Here is an 18061-nt window from a genome sequence, read left to right on the forward strand (position 1 = left end):
CAATGGATCGACCGGTTCCATGACCGTAACGGGCTGAAGTACATCGTTCTGGACATGGACAGCTCGGTCAGCCCGACCCATGGCGACCAGGAAGGGTCCGCCTGGAATGGCCATTTCGACTGTAGCTGCTATCACCCCAACTTTCTGTTCAACCAGTTCGGGATGCTGGAACGCTGCGCCCTGCGCCATGGCAACGTCCACAGCGCCGATGGCTGGCGTGATGTTCTCGACCCCGTCATTGCGCGCTACGCGGAGCGCGACCTTGGTGGCAGGTTCTTCCGGGCCGATGCTGCCTACGCGATCCCGGCGATCTATGAGCGATTGGAAGAAGCGCGGTTCTTCTACGCCATCCGGCTGCCCGCAAACGCGGTCCTCAAGGACAAGATCGCGCATCGGCTAACGCGCCCTGTCGGGCGGCCGTCACTGACCAAGGTCAAGCGGTTCTTCGAGGAATTCGAGTATCAGGCGGCGTCCTGGGACAAGGAACGCCGGGTGATCGCCAAGATCGAATGGCATCCGGGCGAACTGTTCCCGCGTGTCGGCTTCATCGTCACCAACCTGCCGATGGAGCCGGACTGGGTGGTGCGGTTCTACAACCAGCGCGGCACCGCCGAGCAGCACATCAAAGAGGGCAAATACGCCTTTCGCTGGACGCGGCTGTCGTGCCGGAAGTTCCGCGACAATGAGGTGCGGCTGCAACTGCACGCCCTGGCGTACAACCTGGCCACCTTCTTGCGCTGCATCGAGCTGCCCGAGGCCATGGCCGACTGGTCGTTGACCAGCCTGCAACTGAAGCTGATCAAGATCGGGGCACGTGTGGTCCGTCACGCCCGCACCATCACCTTCCAGCTGGCCGAGGTCGCTGTCACCGGCACGATGGTACGCGCCATCCTCGCCGCTATCCGCCGATTGCGAGCGCCACCGCTATGCGCATGATCGCGATCCACGCTCAAACTGAACGAAAGCGGCTGGACAGATCTGTCCGCTGCGCTGAAAAACGCCGCCCCTGGGCAAGGAAACAGCGGCTTCGCGGTCTGATCCGTCCAGATCCAGCAGTCTGCGCGACCGCAGGTGCCGCTTGCGGCAGAAAATCCTTGTCTAGCGCTCGGATACAGGCGATCTTCACCTCAAACGACACGCCACTTGGGGAATGCAGGATGAAGTGGGCGACGACCGATGCGATGTCGTGGCGGCGGATCGGGCTGGCAGGCTCGGTCTTTCTCGCCACCCTCGCGCTGTTCGGTGGGCTCGCTTATCATTTCGCGATCGTTGCGATGTGGATGCCGCTGGTCAATTCGGTCGCGTTGATTGCCACGACCCCCTCGGCTCCCTCGGCGCGGCCCTGGCCGATCATGGCGGGGCATGCCGCGACCGCGTTCGTCGGTTCGCTGGCCGGCTGGATGTTCGGCGCTTCGGTGCTGGTCGCGATCATCGCCGCCACGCTCGGCCTGCTGCTGATGATGGCGGCCCGTGCGGTCCATCCGCCCGCGGCGGCGACGGGGCTCGTCTTCACGCTGCATCCGGTGCCCCCGCATGTCGCGGTGCCGCTGCTGATGCTGGGCGCCGGTGCGGTGACGCTGATCGGCATGGCGCTGCGCCGCTGGGATCGCCCGTCCGCATGACCCCCGGATTGGGCATCGCCTGAATTTCGGCTAGGAGCCGGCGGATCGGGATTAGAACGGAATTTCGTCCTCCAGCTCGTTGACGGGAACCGCTGCCCCTTGGAAGTAGTCGGCCGCGCTAGGGGCAGGGGTGAAATCTTCCGGCGCGGTGTCGGCCTTGGGTTCGATGCTGCGGCGGTTCAATACGATCAAGTCACCGACATAGGGGCGGACAACGATCTCGGTCACATACTTCTTTTGCCCGTCATGCTCCCACATCCGCGTGAAAGACTGATCCCCGTCTACGCTGCGTCGCTTCTATTTCCCGAAGAGGACGGCGTTTCCTTAGCAAATGAACTGGAAGTCTGGGAAGGTGACCTTTCCCGCCCCGCCGCCTATATGGCCGCGCCCTTTGGCCGGAACGACGCAGACCGCTATTTCGCCATCTATATTCCCGGCGAAGCGATGGAGCCGCGCTTTAAGGCGGGTGAAAGAGTAATCTTGGATCGCATCAAGCCCGCTTCGATCCAAACCGACGTGCTGGTGCAGTTGCGCGATGACACCGGGCGCTCACTTTGGACCATAGGCAAGCTAAGCGCACGGGACCGCAATCTGATAAGCCTGACCCAATATCGGGACAAGGTGACAGCATCCATTCACCGCAGCAAGATCAGGCATATTTTCCCAATCATCGGAATGATAGACGACGATCGCTAATAACATTTGGCTGGTCGAAACAGATCCGAATTGACGTCCGGTCCGATTGGTCCAGTCAGCGCCACGCCAAAGTCAAAATGCCCAGTCGCCCAACGATGATGCGCGAAGGAGAAAATGGTGCCGGGGACGGAGTCGAATTGCGATATAAGAAGTTGAATTAAATACAATTATCTTATTGGACGTTCGGTGATACCATTAGAATACCATAAAAATTCGTTTATTTTTAGTTCGAAGTTTGTTCGCGCTAAGTCACCACTATTTTAGGACGAAGTGTTTTTGAGAGCTGCTATCCACCTATGTCGCGGAAAGGATGCCCAGAAGAGCTTGACTTTTGGTTAGCCAAGCAACTGATCTGATAAGCAGAATCATCGATCTTTTTGATGGCCGGAACCCCCTATAGCACATTCCGTGGAAAAGGCTGGATGTACTTGGACGTTAAGTTCGAGCCCCCACCTCGTTACGGCGGCATGAAGGGGATGATCTTCTGCTGGAATACTCCACGGCGAAGGATATGTCGGTTGCGGATAGGCGGCTTCGGGGCAACCGACCAAGGAAAGCTGCCGTCGCCGGTTGGTTACCGAGCACGGCAGCTGCCGACCCAAGATGCGTCGTTCGCCGGTCGCGCTTTCAACGACAGCTTCTGCCAAAACCTACCGCTTGGTCGGCGTGAAACCATCTGGCAGCAAAGCGCCCCAGTCGGTTGTTCAGCGGGACCGTTGATGCTCGCCAAAGCTATCGTTCATGCCATTGATTCAGCAACGTCAGCCTTTGGATAGGACGCTGACGCAATCGCAAAGCTCTCATCGACACTCGATCAGACCAATTCGTTGATCCTCTCGGCCAAGGCCCGGGGCCAGGATTCCTTCAAGCAGCTCGGGGATCAGATCGACGACGAGTGGGCGCAGGTTGCGGGGACGCTTCCGAAGCCGGTAGCCTACGTCGACTTCGTCAGCGTCGCGCACCAACTCGATTCCTTCAAGATCGAGCGGGCTGGCCTCCAGCGCAACCGCGCCGCCTTGATCTCCGTTTTCGAGGGGCGGGTGGAAAGGGCAGCTATTGCGCGGCGGACGGCACCGGCGATGTGACCTTCACGCAGCAAGGCGACACCGGAGCGGCGCAGGCGATCAAGCGACGTCTGCGATGAGATCGTCACAAACGAGAAGCAGATCCAGGCTGCGTGTTCGCGAGCCGGACCGGCATCCGCGCTGCTTGGCAATCCGAGCGGCTCGCCGACCGGAATGATGGGAGACGCTTTGCCCGAGGCACAGGAGATCGCACGGCTCATCGAGGCCCAAGGCGTGTTGGTGAAGACCGTAGCTGCCCAAATGAAGGACCTGGACGCCTATTACCGGTGCGAGGTGGAGCGTAGGACGATATCCGCTCGGATGCCGCCGCCGTGTAGGCAGCGCTCGACATCCTGGCGGAGGGCGACGCGGAGAAGGTGTTCGACGCGGCGACGTTCAAGGACGCCTGGGACAAGCTGACTAGCAGCAATGTGGATCGCGACTGCACGGAGCCGGCACCCGCCAAGGCGCCAGTGAAGGAGGCCGAGGGCCTGTCCGCTGCGGAGGTTCTCTCCGCCGTCGGTGCGCTCGACAAGTATTTCGGCGAGGACGCGGTCCTCGCCCTGCTGCGCGAGACCGCACTAGGCATCCAGGGTTCCTCGCTTGGCGAAGCGCTCAACGGCCTTGCGGCCGCACCTACTGACAAGCCAAATTCCAAGACGGCCGGACGCGTCAACAACATTCATGCCGCTTATCTGTCGCGACGCGGCTTATCGCGTACCGCGCGCGCCTTTCTCGACTTCCTTGTCAAGGAGGTGCCGCATGGCGATCAGTCCTGTTGAGCGAGAACCTATGAGACTGGCAAGTGCCACGTCGACGCATCTATGGACTAGATTTTGACGAGGTGCAGGCATCCACTTATGGAGGCCGTGAAACAAGGCTGTAAACTGTTTACCACAAGAACTAAATTGGATTGCTTCACGCAGCATCATGTCGGGAGCTTGCCATCAGCTGGCGCGTATAATTCTCCTTGGGAGCGTCCAGCACATCATCAACTTCGCCCTGTTCGATGATCCGCCCGTGCCGCAGCACCAGGACGTTGTCTGCAATCGCCCGGACCACCGCGAGGTCATGGGTCACGAACAGGACGGTCAGCCCGTCGCCTTGTAGGGATCGCAGCAGATCAAGGATGGCGGCCTGCACCGACACGTCAAGCGCGGAGGTAATCTCGTCGCAGATCAGCACATCAGGCTCGCAGGCCAAGGCGCGGGCGATTGCGACGCGCTGGCGCTCTCCTCCCGACAGGTCCCGCGGGTAGCGGTGTAAATGACCGGACGGCAATGCCACTCTTTGCAACACTGCTGCCGCTCTGCGCTCGGCGTCTTTCGGGCCTAGCCCGAAAAAATGTCTGATCACGGCCGTCAGTGTTTGGCCGATCGTGCGGCGGGGGTTGAGCGCACGATAGGGGTTCTGGAAGATATACTGGATACGCCGCCGCTGTTCCATGCTGCGTTGCCAGTTGTCGATCGGCAGCGGGCCGCCATCGAACCGCATGCTACCTTCCACATGCTGACCCAGACCCGCCAGCGCGCGGGCCAGTGTGGTTTTGCCGGATCCCGATTCCCCCACAAGAGCGCTACATCTTCCCGACGGTAGCGCCAGGCGAAGGCCGGTGAAGATAGGGGCATCGCCATAGCTGGCTGAAAGATCGTTAACCTCAAGGAGGATGGGAGAGGCTGACAAGCCGGAACGGACCTGCGCCTCCGGCCGGACAAGCGGTCCACTGGACGGATGGAAGCAGGCGACGCGATGAAGCGGCGCAACATCTTTAGCGGGCGGGGGTGCGGCAGCACAGGCGGGCGTAGCGCTGGCGCACCGCGGACCGAAGCTGCAACCCATTGGCCGGTCTGCGGGCGCGGGCGCCTGCCCCGGGATGGGGGCCAGTTGGTGGCGGGTGAATATGTCCGGCGCGGCAGCCAGCAATCCCCTGCTGTAGGGATGGGCGGGAGCCGCGAAGAGTGTGTCGCGGCTGGCCGATTCCACGATCTGTCCCGCGTAAAGGACGGTGACGGTGTCAGCCAGGTGCCGAACGATATCAAGATCATGGGAGACGTAGACCGCCGCCACCTGACGCATCTTGCACAGGGAGGCTATGGTCTGGATCACCTGCGCCTGCGTGGACACATCGAGCGCGGTCGTGGGCTCGTCGAGGACGATCAGCCGAGGCTTTAGAAGGAATGCGAGCGCCAGCAATATGCGTTGCTGCTGCCCCCCCGAAAGCTGATGCGGAAACCTGTGGAGAAATTCATTGCTTGCCGAGAGCCCTACGTCCGACAGAACGGCGGCGATCCGTTCGCCGCGTTCCGCTTTGCTCAGTGTCGGTTCGTGCACCTCCAGCAATTCATGCAGATGCCCGCCGATGCGCATCATGGGATTGAGCGTTGCCGCGGGATCTTGAGGCACATGCGCGATCAGCTTCCCGCGCGCCTGCTGCAGAGCCTTGCCGGAAAGGCTCAGAACATCCACACCCTCGACCAAGATCGATCCGTTGACAATCCTGGCGCCGGGCCGGACGTGGCCCAGCAGAGCCGATCCTATCGTGCTCTTGCCAGAACCGGATTCCCCCACGAGACCCAGGATCTGGCCCGGCGCGACAGATAGGCTGATGCCGGACACGATCGGCGTGCCGTCGGCAAGATGGACATGAAGATCACGGACCTCCAACAGGGCCGTTGCCGAGGAAGGGAAAGTGACGATATTCATCCCTGCTTCTCATCGATGCGGGCCTTGCTCCGGCCGTAGCCTTCGGCCGCCAGATTGGTGCCGATGGCAAACAGCGCGATCAACAGGACGGGCGCCAGCACCGCCCAAGGCTGGACCAACAGTCCTGCCCGGTTTTCGTTGATCATCAGGCCCCAGTCGGCGGCGGGCGGTGCAACGCCATAACCCAGAAAACTGAGGCCAGACAGCATCGCAATCGCCCAGGTCAGCATGATCCCCAGCTGCACCAGCAAGGGCGTCGCGAGATTGGGCAACAGCTCGCGCAGCAGGATGCGATGCCATGGATAGCCCATCATCCACGCGGCCTCGACATATTCCTGCTGGACGATGCCCATCGTCACGCCGCGCGCAAGACGGGCGACAGCGGGAATGAACGCTACGGATACTGTCAGCACGATCAGCCATGGCTCGCGGCCCAGCATGGATACGACCAGCAGGACCAGGATGAGATCAGGGAAGGCCATCAGCACGTCGGTGATCCAGACGATCACCTGATCCACCCGACCGCGGGCATAAGCCGCTGCCATGCCCAGCAGCGCGCCTATCGTCAGCGCCAACAACGAAGCGCTAAAGCTCATCCAGATGATCGATTGCCCACCCGCAAGCACGCGAGACCAGACATCCCTGCCCAGATAGTCATAGCCTAGCGGCGCTCCGGATGATGGTGCGCCGTAGGTCGGACCTACCAGCGCATCGGGCGCGTGCGGGGCAAGGGCCGGACCTGCCAGGGCCAGCAGCATGACCGCAAGGATGAAGGCGATGCCTGTCCTTAGCTGGCGCGATCCGCTCATAGGCCCGCACTCTGGCGAATGCGAGCACGAGTGCCGGGCCGTATGCGCGGCTTACGCGCGGTGCGCAGCCGGGGCGAAAGCAGCACCGTGGCGATATCCGCCGCCAGGTTGATGAGTATCACGGCCAAGGCAAGTATGAGGGCGATCGCCTGGACAACCGGCAGGTCGCGCATCTCGATAGCCGCGTTCATTGCGGTCCCGATCCCGGGAAAGCTGAATACCACCTCCACGATCAGCACCCCGCCCAGTAATATCCGCGCCATCAGCGCAATGCCCTGCACCGCTGGAACTAGGGCGTTGGGGATCACGTGCCGCCAGATGATGCGCTTTTCGGGCACGCCCCTCAGCCGCGCGGCGGCGACATATTCGGCTTCCAATGTTTCGATGGCAGCGGCGCGGACCAACCGCAGCAAGAAGGGAAATGACATCAGGATCAGCGTCAGCACCGGCAGTACCAGATAGCGCGGCTGGGCAATGGCTGGCAGGCCTGGTTCCAGCAGCGACACCGCTGGCAGGATGCGGAAAACACTGGTCGCGAGCAGGAAAATCAGCCCGATACCGACTATGAAGTTCGGAACCGCCTTCAGGAAGATAAGGCCGGACATGGCGGTGCGGTCGATCCAGCGGTCGCGCCGCAGGGCCAAGGCTATGCCTGCCCAAAAGGACAGGGGAACCGACACCAGCAGCACGATCAGCATCAGCGTCAGGGAGTTAGCCAGCCGTCCACTAACGATTTGGGAGACCGGCACGTCCGAATCCAGTGATCGGCCCAGATCGCCCTTGAGCGACTTGGCTATCCAAACGCCATATTGCTCCGCGACCGGACGGTCGAGGCCGAGTTGGTGGCGCATCGTATCGATACTGGCCTGGGGGGCGTCCGGGCCAAGGATCACCCGCGCGGGGTCGGACGGCAATATCTGGGTCGCGCCAAACACTACTGCGCTAATGAACAATATCGCTGTCAGGCCGGATAGCAGCCGTCCTCCGGTCCAGATCAGCCAACCGGGCAGTGTGAAATGCCATGCGGGAGCAGCGTCACCGGTCGGGAGCGCGTCGGCAACTGCGGACAGCCTTGTCATTAGGTGTCCCTCCGCCACAGTTCGTCGAAGCGCCATGCCGCGAACTGGGTCCGTTCGGATCCCAGCCCGCCAATCTGTTTCGATGCGGCGTTCTGTACATGGGCGAAACCCCAGATTAACAGCCCGCCACGCTGATGCTGTATCTTCTGGGCTTCATGGACCAGCAGTTTACGCTTTTCGATGTCCGGCTGGGCCAGAGCCGCATTGAACAATGCGCCGAAGCGGGGATCATGAAAATTCGTGCGGTTGGACACGGCGGTTGGCGCATCGGCGTGAAGGCCGCTCGCCAAAAAGCCGCGCGCAGGAATGGAGCCTGTGGAAATTGCCCATGTCCGGGCCTCGGGTGAATAGAAGGTCGCTTCGTCCACTTTCTTGACGCGGATGTTGATGCCTGCGTCTTTCGCCTGTTCGGCAAAGACAAGAGCGGCGCTCGCGCCTGCCGGAGACGCGACCAACTCCACGGCCAGATCGGACTTACCTGCCTGTTTCAGCAGCGACCGGGCTTGCGCCACGTCGCGGACCCGTTGCGGTATCGCTAGGTCATATGTCGGGTCGTGCGGGGCATAAAGGTCGTTGGCAATGCGCCCCTTGCCCTGAAGCGCGCGCTGAACCAGATCGCCGCGATCGGCAAAAAGCCGAAACGCCTGCCGCACCCGCTCGTCCGCGAAAATGGGATGCTTCAGGTTCATGTCGAATGACTGGACGCCGTTCGTCGGCGATTCCACGATATCGACAAGCGAACTGCCGCTCAGCAGCCGGGCCTGTTCCGCCGGCACGATGTCCGCCACGTCGATCTGACCTGACAGCAGGGCGACGGTGCGCGCCTGCTGGTCCTTGAACTCTATGATTTCCAGTTCATCAACATAGGGTTGGCCTGGTTTGAAGTAATTTTCGAAGCGCGTGTAGACGGACCGCTGGCCCGGGGAGAACTCCTTCAGCCGAAATGGCCCCGCGCCCACGGGATTGGTGACGGGGTGATAGTCGGTCGGGACGATCCCGCCGAAGCTGATCCAGGTTTCTGACAGCGGCACCAGCCCCTGATCTGCGCGCGCATGCAGGCGGATGGTTCGGTCGTCGAGCCGATCGATGTGATCCCGGTCGATCGGCGCAAGGAGGGCAGCAAATGGAGAAGCGAGATTCGGATCAGTCAGGCGGCGAATGGAAAAAATGACATCGTCAGCGCCGATCGTTTTGCCATGATGGAATTCCAGGCCCTTCTTCAGGCGGATGACCCAGCTTCGCCCGTCCGGCGCGATTTCGGCCTCTTCTGCCAGAGCGAGACGCGGCGTCACGTCCGGTGTCCACTCCCATAATTTCGAATAGAGCGCCCAGCCGCGAATGATGCCTGCGCCGGTCGGCTTATGCGCGTCTAGATTTCCGGCCGCGCTGGGATCGACAGTGCCGACGCGGATGCGACCGCCGCGCTTAGGCGTGCCGACGAGCGGCCCGTCCTCCGTCTTCGCGGAATTGCAACCGCTCAGCAGCAGAAGGCTGCTACCCGCAAGCAGACTGCCTCGGCCTATGAGATCACGGCGGCTTATCATGCTGCTCTCTTTTGCATGTCTTGACGTACAAAGGGGGTCATGAGGGTCCTTGGGCAAGTCGGCTCGATATCTTGAGCAAAAGCCGTGCCATGTGAGGGCTGTGCTATTATCGCGACGTTTTTCTCGGCATCTGGAGACTCGGCCCATTTCCTGTGCCGGATATGTCGGTTGTCCCTGGTGAATAATCATCACCGCCACCAGCAACGCTGATCATTGCGCAGCATCATCAAAGGCGCTTTGTAGAACGGCCGCAAAATCGCGGTTCAGACCCACAACTTATCGAAGCGCCAAGTGGGGAAATGCGATTCCTCAGCCTCGATCCCGCCGACACGGGGCGAGATGCCGTCCAATATGTTGGTGAAACCCCAGATCAGCAGCCCGCCGCTTTCATGCTGGATGCGCTGCGCCGCATGGACCAGTTCGGTCCGCTTCGACAGGTCGGGTTCCGCCAGCGCCGCGGTGAACAGCCGGTCGAACCGCGCATCCTTGAAAAACGTATGGTTGGCGACAGCGGTCGGGGCATCGATATGCAGCCCGGTGGGGAGCCATGACAGGCCTAGCGTGCCGCCGGTGCTGATGGCCCAATCTTTCCATTCCGGACTGTTGAAGGTCGCGAGATCGACTTTCTTCACGCGGATATCGACGCCCGCTTTCTTCGCTTGCTCGGCGAATACGAGGGCCGACGTCGCGCCGGCCGGGCTAGCCACTAGTTCGACCGACGGATTGAACTGGCCTGCCTGCCGGAGCAGCGACCGCGCCTGATCGATATCCGTCACTCGTTGTCGGATTCCATGGTCGAAGCTTGGGTCTTGCGGCGAATACAGGTCGTTCCCGATCCTGCCTTGCCCTTGCAACGCCCGGCGTACCAGATCCTCCCGATCAGCTATCAGCCGGAAGGCTTGGCGCACGCGCGGATCTTGGAACAGCGGATGCCGCATGTTCATGTCGAAGGACTGCCATGTATTGGTCTTCGACACGAGCAGGCGGGCACTTTGCCCGAGCAGACCTGCCTGTTCCGGCAACAGCGCATTCGCCATGTCGATCTGTCCGGCAAGCAGGGCCGCAATCCGGGTGGTGGGATCCTTGAATTCAATGATCTCCAGTTCGCCCGCATAGGGTTTCCCGGCCTTGAAGTAATTTTCAAAGCGGGTGAACAATGCTCGTTGGCCGGGGAGGAACTCCTTGATCTTATAGGGTCCCGCGCCGATCGGGTTGGTCACTGGATGATAGTCGGTGGGAACGACGCCGCCGAAGTTGGTCCAGGTATCCGGCAGGGCCACGAACCCGCGCCCTTCCCTGAAATGGATGCGGACGGTGCGATCGTCCAGCTTATCGACCCGGCTTCGATCGACCGGATGGACGAGCGCGCCATAGGGCGACGCGAGCGCCGGATCGGTCAGGCGCAGGATGGAAAAAGCAAGGTCGTCGGCCGTAATCGTCTTGCCATTGTGGAACTCCAGGCCTTTGCGGAGCCGGATCGTCCAGTAGCTCGCGTCGGGCGCGACCTCGGACAACTCCGCAAGTGCAAGGTCCGGCGTCATCCGGGAACTCCACTCCCATGGCTTTGCATACATGGCGAAGCCGCGGATGATGCTGCCGATGCCCACGGGCTTGTGCGCGTCCAGATTACCGGACCGCTCGCCATCCAGGATGCCGAGCCGCAGCCGACCTCCATGCCGGGGCGTGCTGCTCGCTTGGCTTTCGCCGCCTTCGCGGGCACCGCCGCACGCCGCCAGCAAGGCGGCTCCGCCAAGAGCGGCGCCGCTGCCTATCAATGTCCTGCGGGTCAAATCCATTATCAGTTATCCTGCAAGAAAGCGGACGCGGTTTTCCGGCGAAAGCGGGAAATCTACAGGCGTTGCGCCGTTCAGCGCGTGATCGCCGATAGCATGGAGCCTCCAGCGGATCGGGTCATGTGTCGTGTGCGCGCGCGCGTTGCGCCAGAAGCGGTCGAGGTTCCACTTGTCGAGCACGGCGCTTGCGCCCAGCAGATCGAACAAATGCGTGCCGATGCGCAGGGACGCGTGATCGGACTGGACGCGGGCGTTGGCGACGGCCAGGATGGCTTCGGTCGTCAATTCCTCATTCTGTGGGTCGGCTATCTGGCGGTCAAAGACCTGGGACGCATGACGCAAAGCGACTTCGGCCAGCCACGCCGCGCTCGCCAATTCGCCGATCTGCTTGATGACATGCGCTTCATCGGCGATCCGGTCCTGCCCGCTTTCGATCCACGCGCGCGAATGGTGTTGCAGATAATCGATTGACGCATCCAGCGCGCCGCGCGCTATGCCGGTGTCGATCGCCGCGTGCAGGATCTGGGCCAGGGTAAGCCCCGTGCGCGCGGGCTTGCCCCGGTCGGGTGCGAATTCATCCGGCACGATCACATCTTCGAAAATGACCGTGCCGCTCATCGTGTTACGCTGACCGAACGCGCGCCAATCATCGATTACCGTAACGCCGGGCTCGTTGCGCGGAACATAGGCGGATCGGACTGCGCCATTTTCGCCCGCGCACCCCACCATCAGCCAGTCGGCCAGATAGGATCCGGTCGCGTAGAATTTGCGTCCGTTGAGGACATGGCCGCCCTCCGGTCGCGGGGTGAGAGTGGTCTTGAACGTCAGCTTGTTCTTGCCGCCGACTTCGGCCAGCGCGTTGGCGAACCGGTCGCCGCGCAGGACCAGCGGGGCGAAATAGGCTCGCGTTTCAGGCATTCCGCTGTTGAACAGCCCGGCGATCATTACATTATGCAGTTGTAATATCTGTCCGATGCCGCCGTCGGCGTGGGAAATGATGCGGACGGTATCCGCGATCGTTTCGATGGACGCCCCCAGCCCGCCCAGTGCTTTGGGAACGGCGATAGCTGGAACGCCGCTTTGGAACAGGATGTCCAGCTGCTCGGCGGGGGGCGCGGATTCACGCGACCGATCTGTCGCCAGCGGCCGGATGGCGTCGGCAACGGCGCGGGCCGCTGCTACGGCCTGCGCCTCGCTGCCGAGCACGACAGCATGGGGCCTTGCATTCCGATGCCCGCCCTCTCGCGCAGTCGGCTCGGCCAATTCGATGCTCATGAAGATGATATCCTGACTATGATCAGTTGTTGCCGCGCGCCTGGATCGGCGCGTTCACCAGCAATGCGGGCTGTTCGTCATTGGCCGGTGTTTCACGCCGTTGGCGGAAGCGGGGAATGATGTGCTCGCCCAGCCGGTATATCTCTTCCAGATGCGGATATCCGTTGATGAAGAACCATGAAATGCCAAGATCGGCGAACTCTCGGATCTTCCGCTCAACTGAATCATAGCTGCCAACAAAGGCGAAGCCGGGCGGAATGCCGATATAGCTGAAGCCACCCCACAGGTTGGGTGCGATAAAGAGATCATCGAAGTCGCGCACTTCCTTTCCGTTATAGCGCTCGTAGCGCGCACGGTTTGTATCCGACGCGATCTTGGAAAAATCGGCGGCGAGCTTCACGGTGCCCGCTTTCACGCCCTCATGGAAAAAGCGCTTGGCTTCCCCGAAAGCCTGTTCGTCGGTTTCGCGCAGGATGACATCGACGGACAGACCGAAGCGGATATGCTCTTCCCTGCCATAGGCTTTGGCCCGCTCGCGAATATCCGCGATGTTGGCAGCGACAATCGCCGGATCCTCGGCGAGCATGAGATAGTAATCGGCATGTTTCGCCGCGAGCTGCCGAGCGCCTTCTGATGTGCCTGCCGAGCAGATCAGCGGGATGGGCGCCTTGCGCTGTGGTCCACGCAAAGCGCCGCCATGCGCCTGATAATATTTGCCGTCGTAATGGAAGCTCTCGGTTTCCCAGAACCCCTTCACCATATCCAGAAACTCTATCGCCCGCTCATAGCGCTCATCATGCGGCAGGTTTTCGCCGATGGCGCGCTGGATGGCGTCACTACCGCCCTGTATGATGTTCCAAACCAGGCGGCCGCCCGTCGAACGCTGGAAGGATGCGGCCATCTGCGCCGCCTGCCAAGGGCTGAAATGGCCAGGGTGGAACGCGTTGACGTAGCGCAGCTTCTTGGTTTCACGCGCCAGCACACTGGAAATAATCCACGGCTCGTCGCCGAAAGGGCTATTGACCAGCAGCGCGCCGGAAAAGCGATTGATCTCCGCCGCGCGGGCGACCTGCGACAGATAGTCGATATAGGTAAAATCATCATCTATCGCAAAATTGGAAACCGCTCCGGTACTTTCGGCAGGAGAACGGTTCCAGTCGCCACGGTTGCGATTGTCACCCGGTATGAATTGCGTTTCACCATGCAGCGGAAGGCGGGCGAAAAACTCGATGGTCATGAGATGATCCCTGTCCTGATCGGAATGGCAATCTTCCAGCAGTAATCATGCCAAATCGGAAAATCGTCTGAAATTCTGAGATAACCAGGCTAGTCCGGACGTACGCAAGCCGAGGATGTGCATAATTGCGCAAGCTCGCTTGTTTCGGCTGCGGATTATTCGACAGTCCGAATGCTTCGGCATCCTCCTTTTACCGCGCTCTACCCACAACCGTTGCGGAGACACGCAGGCCCTGCGTCAAAACACCGATATGGCACAGTTCATGCGTGAATAATTCTAAGGCGGGAGACACTGCCGATGAGAGGGCAGGATCCGACAGACTTTTCGGAGCGATAATCATCATGGATAAAAAATTGTTGGTGAGGGCGTGCCTGAACACGGCGGCACTCATCATCCCGGTGGCGGCGCAGGCGGCAGAGGTGGACGCCGGCGCGACGGGGGAAGCCATCGTCGTGACCGCGCTCAAGCGAGAAACGCGGCTTCAGGACACGGCTGCCGCCATCACCGCGATAGGCGGGGACGAACTCCGCTCCGCCAATATCGACAATATCAATGATCTGCAGCGGACAACGCCCGGATCGGTAGTTACCGACGCGGGACCCGGCCAGCGCCGCATATCCCTGCGCGGCATCCGCAGCGCGGGCGATGCGCAGGTGGGCATCTATTATGATGAAACCCCTGTGGCCGGGCCGCCTGGGACGACGAGTGATCCAGGCGGGTCGCAGAGCGACGTGAAGCTGTTCGACGTGGAACGTGTGGAAGTGCTGCGAGGCCCGCAGGGCACGCTCTATGGCGCCGGAGCCATGGGCGGCGCTTTGCGCATCATCCTAAAAAAGCCCGACCTTGAACGGTTCGGCGGCGTATTCGACATTTCCGGGACCACGACGAGCCATGGTGGTGAAGGCTATCAGCTCAATGCCGCGATCAACCTGCCGATCGTCAGGGATCGGCTGGGCGTCAGGATCGTGGGCTTCCGCCGTTTCGATCCGGGCTGGATCGACAATCCGCACCTCAACCTGAAGGGCATCAACAAGGAAGATACTGACGGTGGCCGCATCCTCCTGCGCTTCAAGCCCATCGACGATCTGACCATCGATGCCTCCGCTTCCTACCAGGATATGAAGAGCAGTCCCAGCATCTGGTCGCCATCCGTCGGCAAGTGGCAGTCCGCGAACCGGACGGTGTTGCCGCTGCGCGATCGCAACCGGATCTACAGCCTGACCGCCAGAGGTGAGGTGGGTTTCGCTACCCTGACGGCCACCACATCCTATCAGGATCGCGACCTGCTAGTGACGCGCGATCCCACCTATCTCTGGCAGTCACTAGGCGGCGCGCGATTTACTCCGGGCCTATATTATCAGCCGCAGGACGTGAAGGATTGGACCAACGAAGTCCGCCTCCAGTCGTCAGGCAATGACCCGCTCCAGTGGACCATCGGCGGCTTCTATGAAGATCGCAAGGCCAAGGTGCTATCAGAAGGACATCAGGTCGATCCGGCGACGGGCAAGGATTTTGCCACGCCGACCGTCCTCCTGCGGCGCAATGTGGGTGACCGGCTCAAGCAGAAGGCGGTGTTCGGCGAATTGTCATACACAGTTTTTGACCGCCTCACCTTTACCGGGGGGCTTCGCTATTATGATTACGACAAGCTGGTCACGGGCGACACCAGCATCGGCTTCCCCTTGTTGCGCACACCGGTTTCGCCATATCGGGAGTTTCGCAGCAGCAATAACGGGTGGCTCTACAAGGGGAACGTCAGCTTCAAGGTGAACGACAACCTGTTGGTCTATGGTCAGGCGGCATCAGGCTATCGCCCTGGTGGCGTCAATCAGGTGCTGGGCCTTGCCGCTGCGCTGCCTTACCTGCCCGACAAGCTGTGGACCTATGAAGGCGGCGTGAAGCTGAGCCTGGCCGATGGTCGTCTCCTGCTGAACCTGACCGGTTACCGCACAGACTGGACCAACCTTCAGGTCAATCTGGATAGCGGCAGCTTCCTTTACCTCGGCAATGCCGGTGCCGCGCGCATCAAGGGCGCGGAGGCGGAAATCGTGCTCAACCCCGCCCAAGGATTCAACCTATCCGCCAATCTCAATTTGCTATCCGCCAAATTGACCGAGGATATGTTGACCGCTGGCACAGTGCCCAGCGCTACGACCGGTCGGGCCGGAGACCGCATTCCCAATATCCCCGAAGGCAGCTTTACCGTTTCTGGGCAATATGAATGGAGTGTGGCGGGGCCGCTCAAGGGCCTGTTGCGCGCAGACTTCAGCCATGTCGGCAAATCCTATTCCGATTTCCGGCCCAACCCTGCGCGGCCGACCAACTACCGGCGCATCGGCGACTACCAACTGGTGAACGCGCGCATCGGCGTGCGGTCGGATCGTTGGGGCGCTTACCTGTTCGCCAACAACTTGTTCAACAAGGTAGCGCGAACCTCATCAGGCAATGTGCTGGGCGGCAGCATCGAAGCGATCACGACTGTTCCGCCCAGAACCATCGGCATCAACCTGACGGGGAACTACTGATGCGCATTCCATCGACTACTACTCTCCTGTCCGGCCTGTTGGCGCTGGCGGCTACTCAGCCCGCGTCGGCGCAACCGCTCACCGATGTGGAGGCCTCCGCCCTTCGGGCATCGGTCGATCGCCAAGCCCCTGCCCTTACGGCTTTGGCGAATGATGTGTGGAAACTGGCGGAAGTGGGCTTTCGTGAGGAAAAGAGTTCAGCCCGGCTCCAGGCCGATCTGAAGGCCGCTGGCTTTCGCATCGACAAGGGCGTCGACGGCATGCCGACCGCTTTCATTGCCACGGCCGGATCAGGCGGGCCGGTGATCGCACTGCTTGCCGAATATGACGCGCTGCCCGGACTGTCCCAGGCGGCCGTTCCTGAACAGCAAGCCGTGCCAGGCTCCGCCGCAGGACATGCGTGCGGGCATAATCTGCTGGGCGCGGCGTCAGTCAGCGCCGCGATCGCGCTCAAGGAATGGCTGGCCAAGTCAGGGACGCCAGGAACCGTCAGGCTCTACGGCACGCCGGCGGAAGAAGGAGGTTTTGCCAAGGCTTTCCTGGCGCGCGACGGCTTGTTCAGGGATGTGGACGTCGCGCTATCCTGGCATCCCAGCGACCGGAATAGCGCTTCGCAGGGGCAAATGCTCTCGGTCATCAACGGCAAATTCCACTTCACGGGCGTGCCATCCCACGCAGCAGCAGCACCCGAACGTGGCCGGTCGGCCCTGGACGGCGTGGAAGTCATGAACGTTGCAGTCAACTATCTGCGCGAACATGTGCCGCAGGAAGCGCGCATTCATTACACGATCACCAACGGCGGAGATCAGCCCAACATCGTTCCGGCCAATGCCGAAAGCTTCTACTACGCCCGCCATTATGATCCGGCGGTTACACTCGACATATGGGACAGGATCAAGAATGCCGCCCAGGGCGCGGCGCTGGCGACGGGCACCAAGGTATCGGTCGAACTGATCGGCGGCTCCTACGGGACCTTGCCCAATTATACGCTCGGCAAGATCGCCGACCGTTATCTGCGCCAGACCGGCGGCTTCAGCTATTCCGCGCAGGAAACAGCCTATGCGCAGAAAATCACGGCGAGCCTTCCGCAGGGCGGCCGGGAAAGCGGCGGGCCGGAAACGGTGGCCGATTTCGTGGAGGGGAGCCGCACTCCTGCCTCCAGCGATGTCGGGGACGTAAGCTGGGTAACGCCCACGTTACAGATTTCGACCGCGACCTGGGTGCCCGGGACGCCGCCGCACAGTTGGCAAGCGGCATCAGCCAGCGGAACGTCGATCGGTGTGAAAGGTGCGCTGCTCGCGGCCGAGACATTGGCGCTGACCGGCGCAGAACTGTTTCGAAGTCCGGAAGAGATCGCCGCAGCCAAGGCAGAGTTCGACAAGGCGAGGGGACCGAATTATCACTATCGCGCCATGGTCGGCGATCAAAAGCCGGCTCTTGATTACACGCGCAAATGATCGGATCTTCGAGCATGCCGCGCATATTTCACCATCATCTGTGATTTATGCGCAGCCTAGCGCTGTTTATTATGGCCAAGCCGGACGGGTGCCGAACCTAGGGTAAAGTTAAAGCTGTTTAAAATCAGTATATTATTTAGCTGCGCACGTTTGGCCTGCGGCTTGGCACGATAACTGCTTCTGGCTTCCGCAAAGTAGAAAGACTGTTGGAAGCACCGGACCACGCGACCCCGCGCGTCTCGGCAGGAGGGGCTTTT

At 61.2% G+C, this 18061-nt stretch carries 14 protein-coding genes; 7 read left to right on the forward strand and 7 right to left on the reverse strand.

Annotated elements, in window-relative coordinates; genetic code table 11:
• The 5 genes from L288_RS41105 to L288_RS41130 all read left to right on the forward strand — a co-directional run.
• Positions 1-936 (forward strand): IS1380-like element IS1247 family transposase (locus L288_RS41105; RefSeq protein ID WP_021238855.1); only part of this gene is annotated, 936 nt, incomplete at its 5' end.
• A gap of 221 nt (positions 937-1157) precedes the next feature.
• The gene (locus L288_RS41110) at positions 1158-1622 is read left to right on the forward strand and encodes an HPP family protein (RefSeq protein ID WP_020817765.1); all 465 of its coding nucleotides are present in this window, start codon (positions 1158-1160) and stop codon (positions 1620-1622) included.
• Between the two features lie 99 nt (positions 1623-1721).
• Positions 1722-2318, forward strand: coding sequence for a hypothetical protein (locus L288_RS41120; RefSeq protein WP_161625685.1), 597 nt, complete (start codon positions 1722-1724; stop codon positions 2316-2318).
• A gap of 827 nt (positions 2319-3145) precedes the next feature.
• Positions 3146-3403: a hypothetical protein gene (locus L288_RS41125; RefSeq protein ID WP_021240023.1), complete on the forward strand. Its 258-nt coding sequence runs from the start codon at positions 3146-3148 to the stop codon at positions 3401-3403.
• 356 nt (positions 3404-3759) lie between these two features.
• The gene (locus L288_RS41130) at positions 3760-4164 is read left to right on the forward strand and encodes a hypothetical protein (protein ID WP_021240024.1); all 405 of its coding nucleotides are present in this window, start codon (positions 3760-3762) and stop codon (positions 4162-4164) included.
• A gap of 136 nt (positions 4165-4300) precedes the next feature.
• On the opposite strand, the gene L288_RS41135 is transcribed toward L288_RS41130, so the two are convergent.
• The 7 genes from L288_RS41135 to L288_RS41165 all read right to left on the reverse strand — a co-directional run bounded on the left by L288_RS41135 (position 4301) and on the right by L288_RS41165 (position 13822).
• Positions 4301-5998: a dipeptide ABC transporter ATP-binding protein gene (locus L288_RS41135; RefSeq protein ID WP_236613084.1), complete on the reverse strand. Its 1698-nt coding sequence runs from the start codon at positions 5996-5998 to the stop codon at positions 4301-4303.
• Between the two features lie 83 nt (positions 5999-6081).
• Positions 6082-6894 carry an ABC transporter permease gene (locus tag L288_RS41140; RefSeq protein ID WP_021240026.1) on the reverse strand — a complete coding sequence of 271 codons (813 nt, stop codon included), beginning with the start codon at positions 6892-6894 and terminating at the stop codon, positions 6082-6084.
• Positions 6891-7973, reverse strand: a complete 1083-nt coding sequence (locus L288_RS41145) for an ABC transporter permease (RefSeq protein ID WP_021240027.1) — start codon at positions 7971-7973, stop codon at positions 6891-6893. Before L288_RS41145 ends, L288_RS41140 begins: the two co-directional genes overlap by 4 nt.
• Positions 7973-9715 (reverse strand): ABC transporter substrate-binding protein, encoded by a 1743-nt coding sequence (locus L288_RS41150; RefSeq protein WP_236613085.1) that lies wholly within the window; start codon positions 9713-9715, stop codon positions 7973-7975. Before L288_RS41150 ends, L288_RS41145 begins: the two co-directional genes overlap by 1 nt.
• Positions 9716-9780: 65 nt before the next feature.
• Positions 9781-11313 carry an ABC transporter substrate-binding protein gene (locus L288_RS41155; RefSeq protein WP_021240029.1) on the reverse strand — a complete coding sequence of 511 codons (1533 nt, stop codon included), beginning with the start codon at positions 11311-11313 and terminating at the stop codon, positions 9781-9783.
• A gap of 6 nt (positions 11314-11319) precedes the next feature.
• Positions 11320-12585 carry an acyl-CoA dehydrogenase family protein gene (locus L288_RS41160; protein ID WP_021240030.1) on the reverse strand — a complete coding sequence of 422 codons (1266 nt, stop codon included), beginning with the start codon at positions 12583-12585 and terminating at the stop codon, positions 11320-11322.
• A gap of 22 nt (positions 12586-12607) precedes the next feature.
• A complete protein-coding gene (locus tag L288_RS41165; protein WP_021240031.1) occupies positions 12608-13822 on the reverse strand; it encodes an LLM class flavin-dependent oxidoreductase in 1215 nt (404 codons plus the stop codon).
• 341 nt (positions 13823-14163) lie between these two features.
• Between L288_RS41165 and L288_RS41170 the strand changes: the two genes are divergently transcribed.
• Together L288_RS41170 and L288_RS41175 are read left to right on the forward strand one after the other, a co-directional pair.
• Positions 14164-16347, forward strand: a complete 2184-nt coding sequence (locus tag L288_RS41170; protein ID WP_021240032.1) for a TonB-dependent receptor — start codon at positions 14164-14166, stop codon at positions 16345-16347.
• Complete coding sequence (locus tag L288_RS41175) at positions 16347-17804, forward strand: amidohydrolase (RefSeq protein WP_031304974.1); 1458 nt, start codon at positions 16347-16349, stop codon at positions 17802-17804. Before L288_RS41170 ends, L288_RS41175 begins: the two co-directional genes overlap by 1 nt.
• Positions 17805-18061: the final 257 nt, after the last annotated feature.

The sequence above is a fragment of the Sphingobium quisquiliarum P25 genome (assembly GCF_000445065.1).
Lineage (GTDB): Bacteria > Pseudomonadota > Alphaproteobacteria > Sphingomonadales > Sphingomonadaceae > Sphingobium > Sphingobium quisquiliarum.

Excerpts from the sequence above, each read along its gene's own strand:
- L288_RS41110 (WP_020817765.1), top strand. The coding sequence starts at position 1,158 with ATGAAGTGGGCGACGACCGATGCGATGTCGTGGCGGCGGATCGGGCTG.
- L288_RS41140 (WP_021240026.1), bottom strand. The coding sequence starts at position 6,894 with ATGAGCGGATCGCGCCAGCTAAGGACAGGCATCGCCTTCATCCTTGCG.
- L288_RS41145 (WP_021240027.1), bottom strand. The coding sequence starts at position 7,973 with ATGACAAGGCTGTCCGCAGTTGCCGACGCGCTCCCGACCGGTGACGCT.
- L288_RS41155 (WP_021240029.1), bottom strand. The coding sequence starts at position 11,313 with ATGGATTTGACCCGCAGGACATTGATAGGCAGCGGCGCCGCTCTTGGC.
- L288_RS41160 (WP_021240030.1), bottom strand. The coding sequence starts at position 12,585 with ATGAGCATCGAATTGGCCGAGCCGACTGCGCGAGAGGGCGGGCATCGG.
- L288_RS41165 (WP_021240031.1), bottom strand. The coding sequence starts at position 13,822 with ATGACCATCGAGTTTTTCGCCCGCCTTCCGCTGCATGGTGAAACGCAA.
- L288_RS41170 (WP_021240032.1), top strand. The coding sequence starts at position 14,164 with ATGGATAAAAAATTGTTGGTGAGGGCGTGCCTGAACACGGCGGCACTC.
- L288_RS41175 (WP_031304974.1), top strand. The coding sequence starts at position 16,347 with ATGCGCATTCCATCGACTACTACTCTCCTGTCCGGCCTGTTGGCGCTG.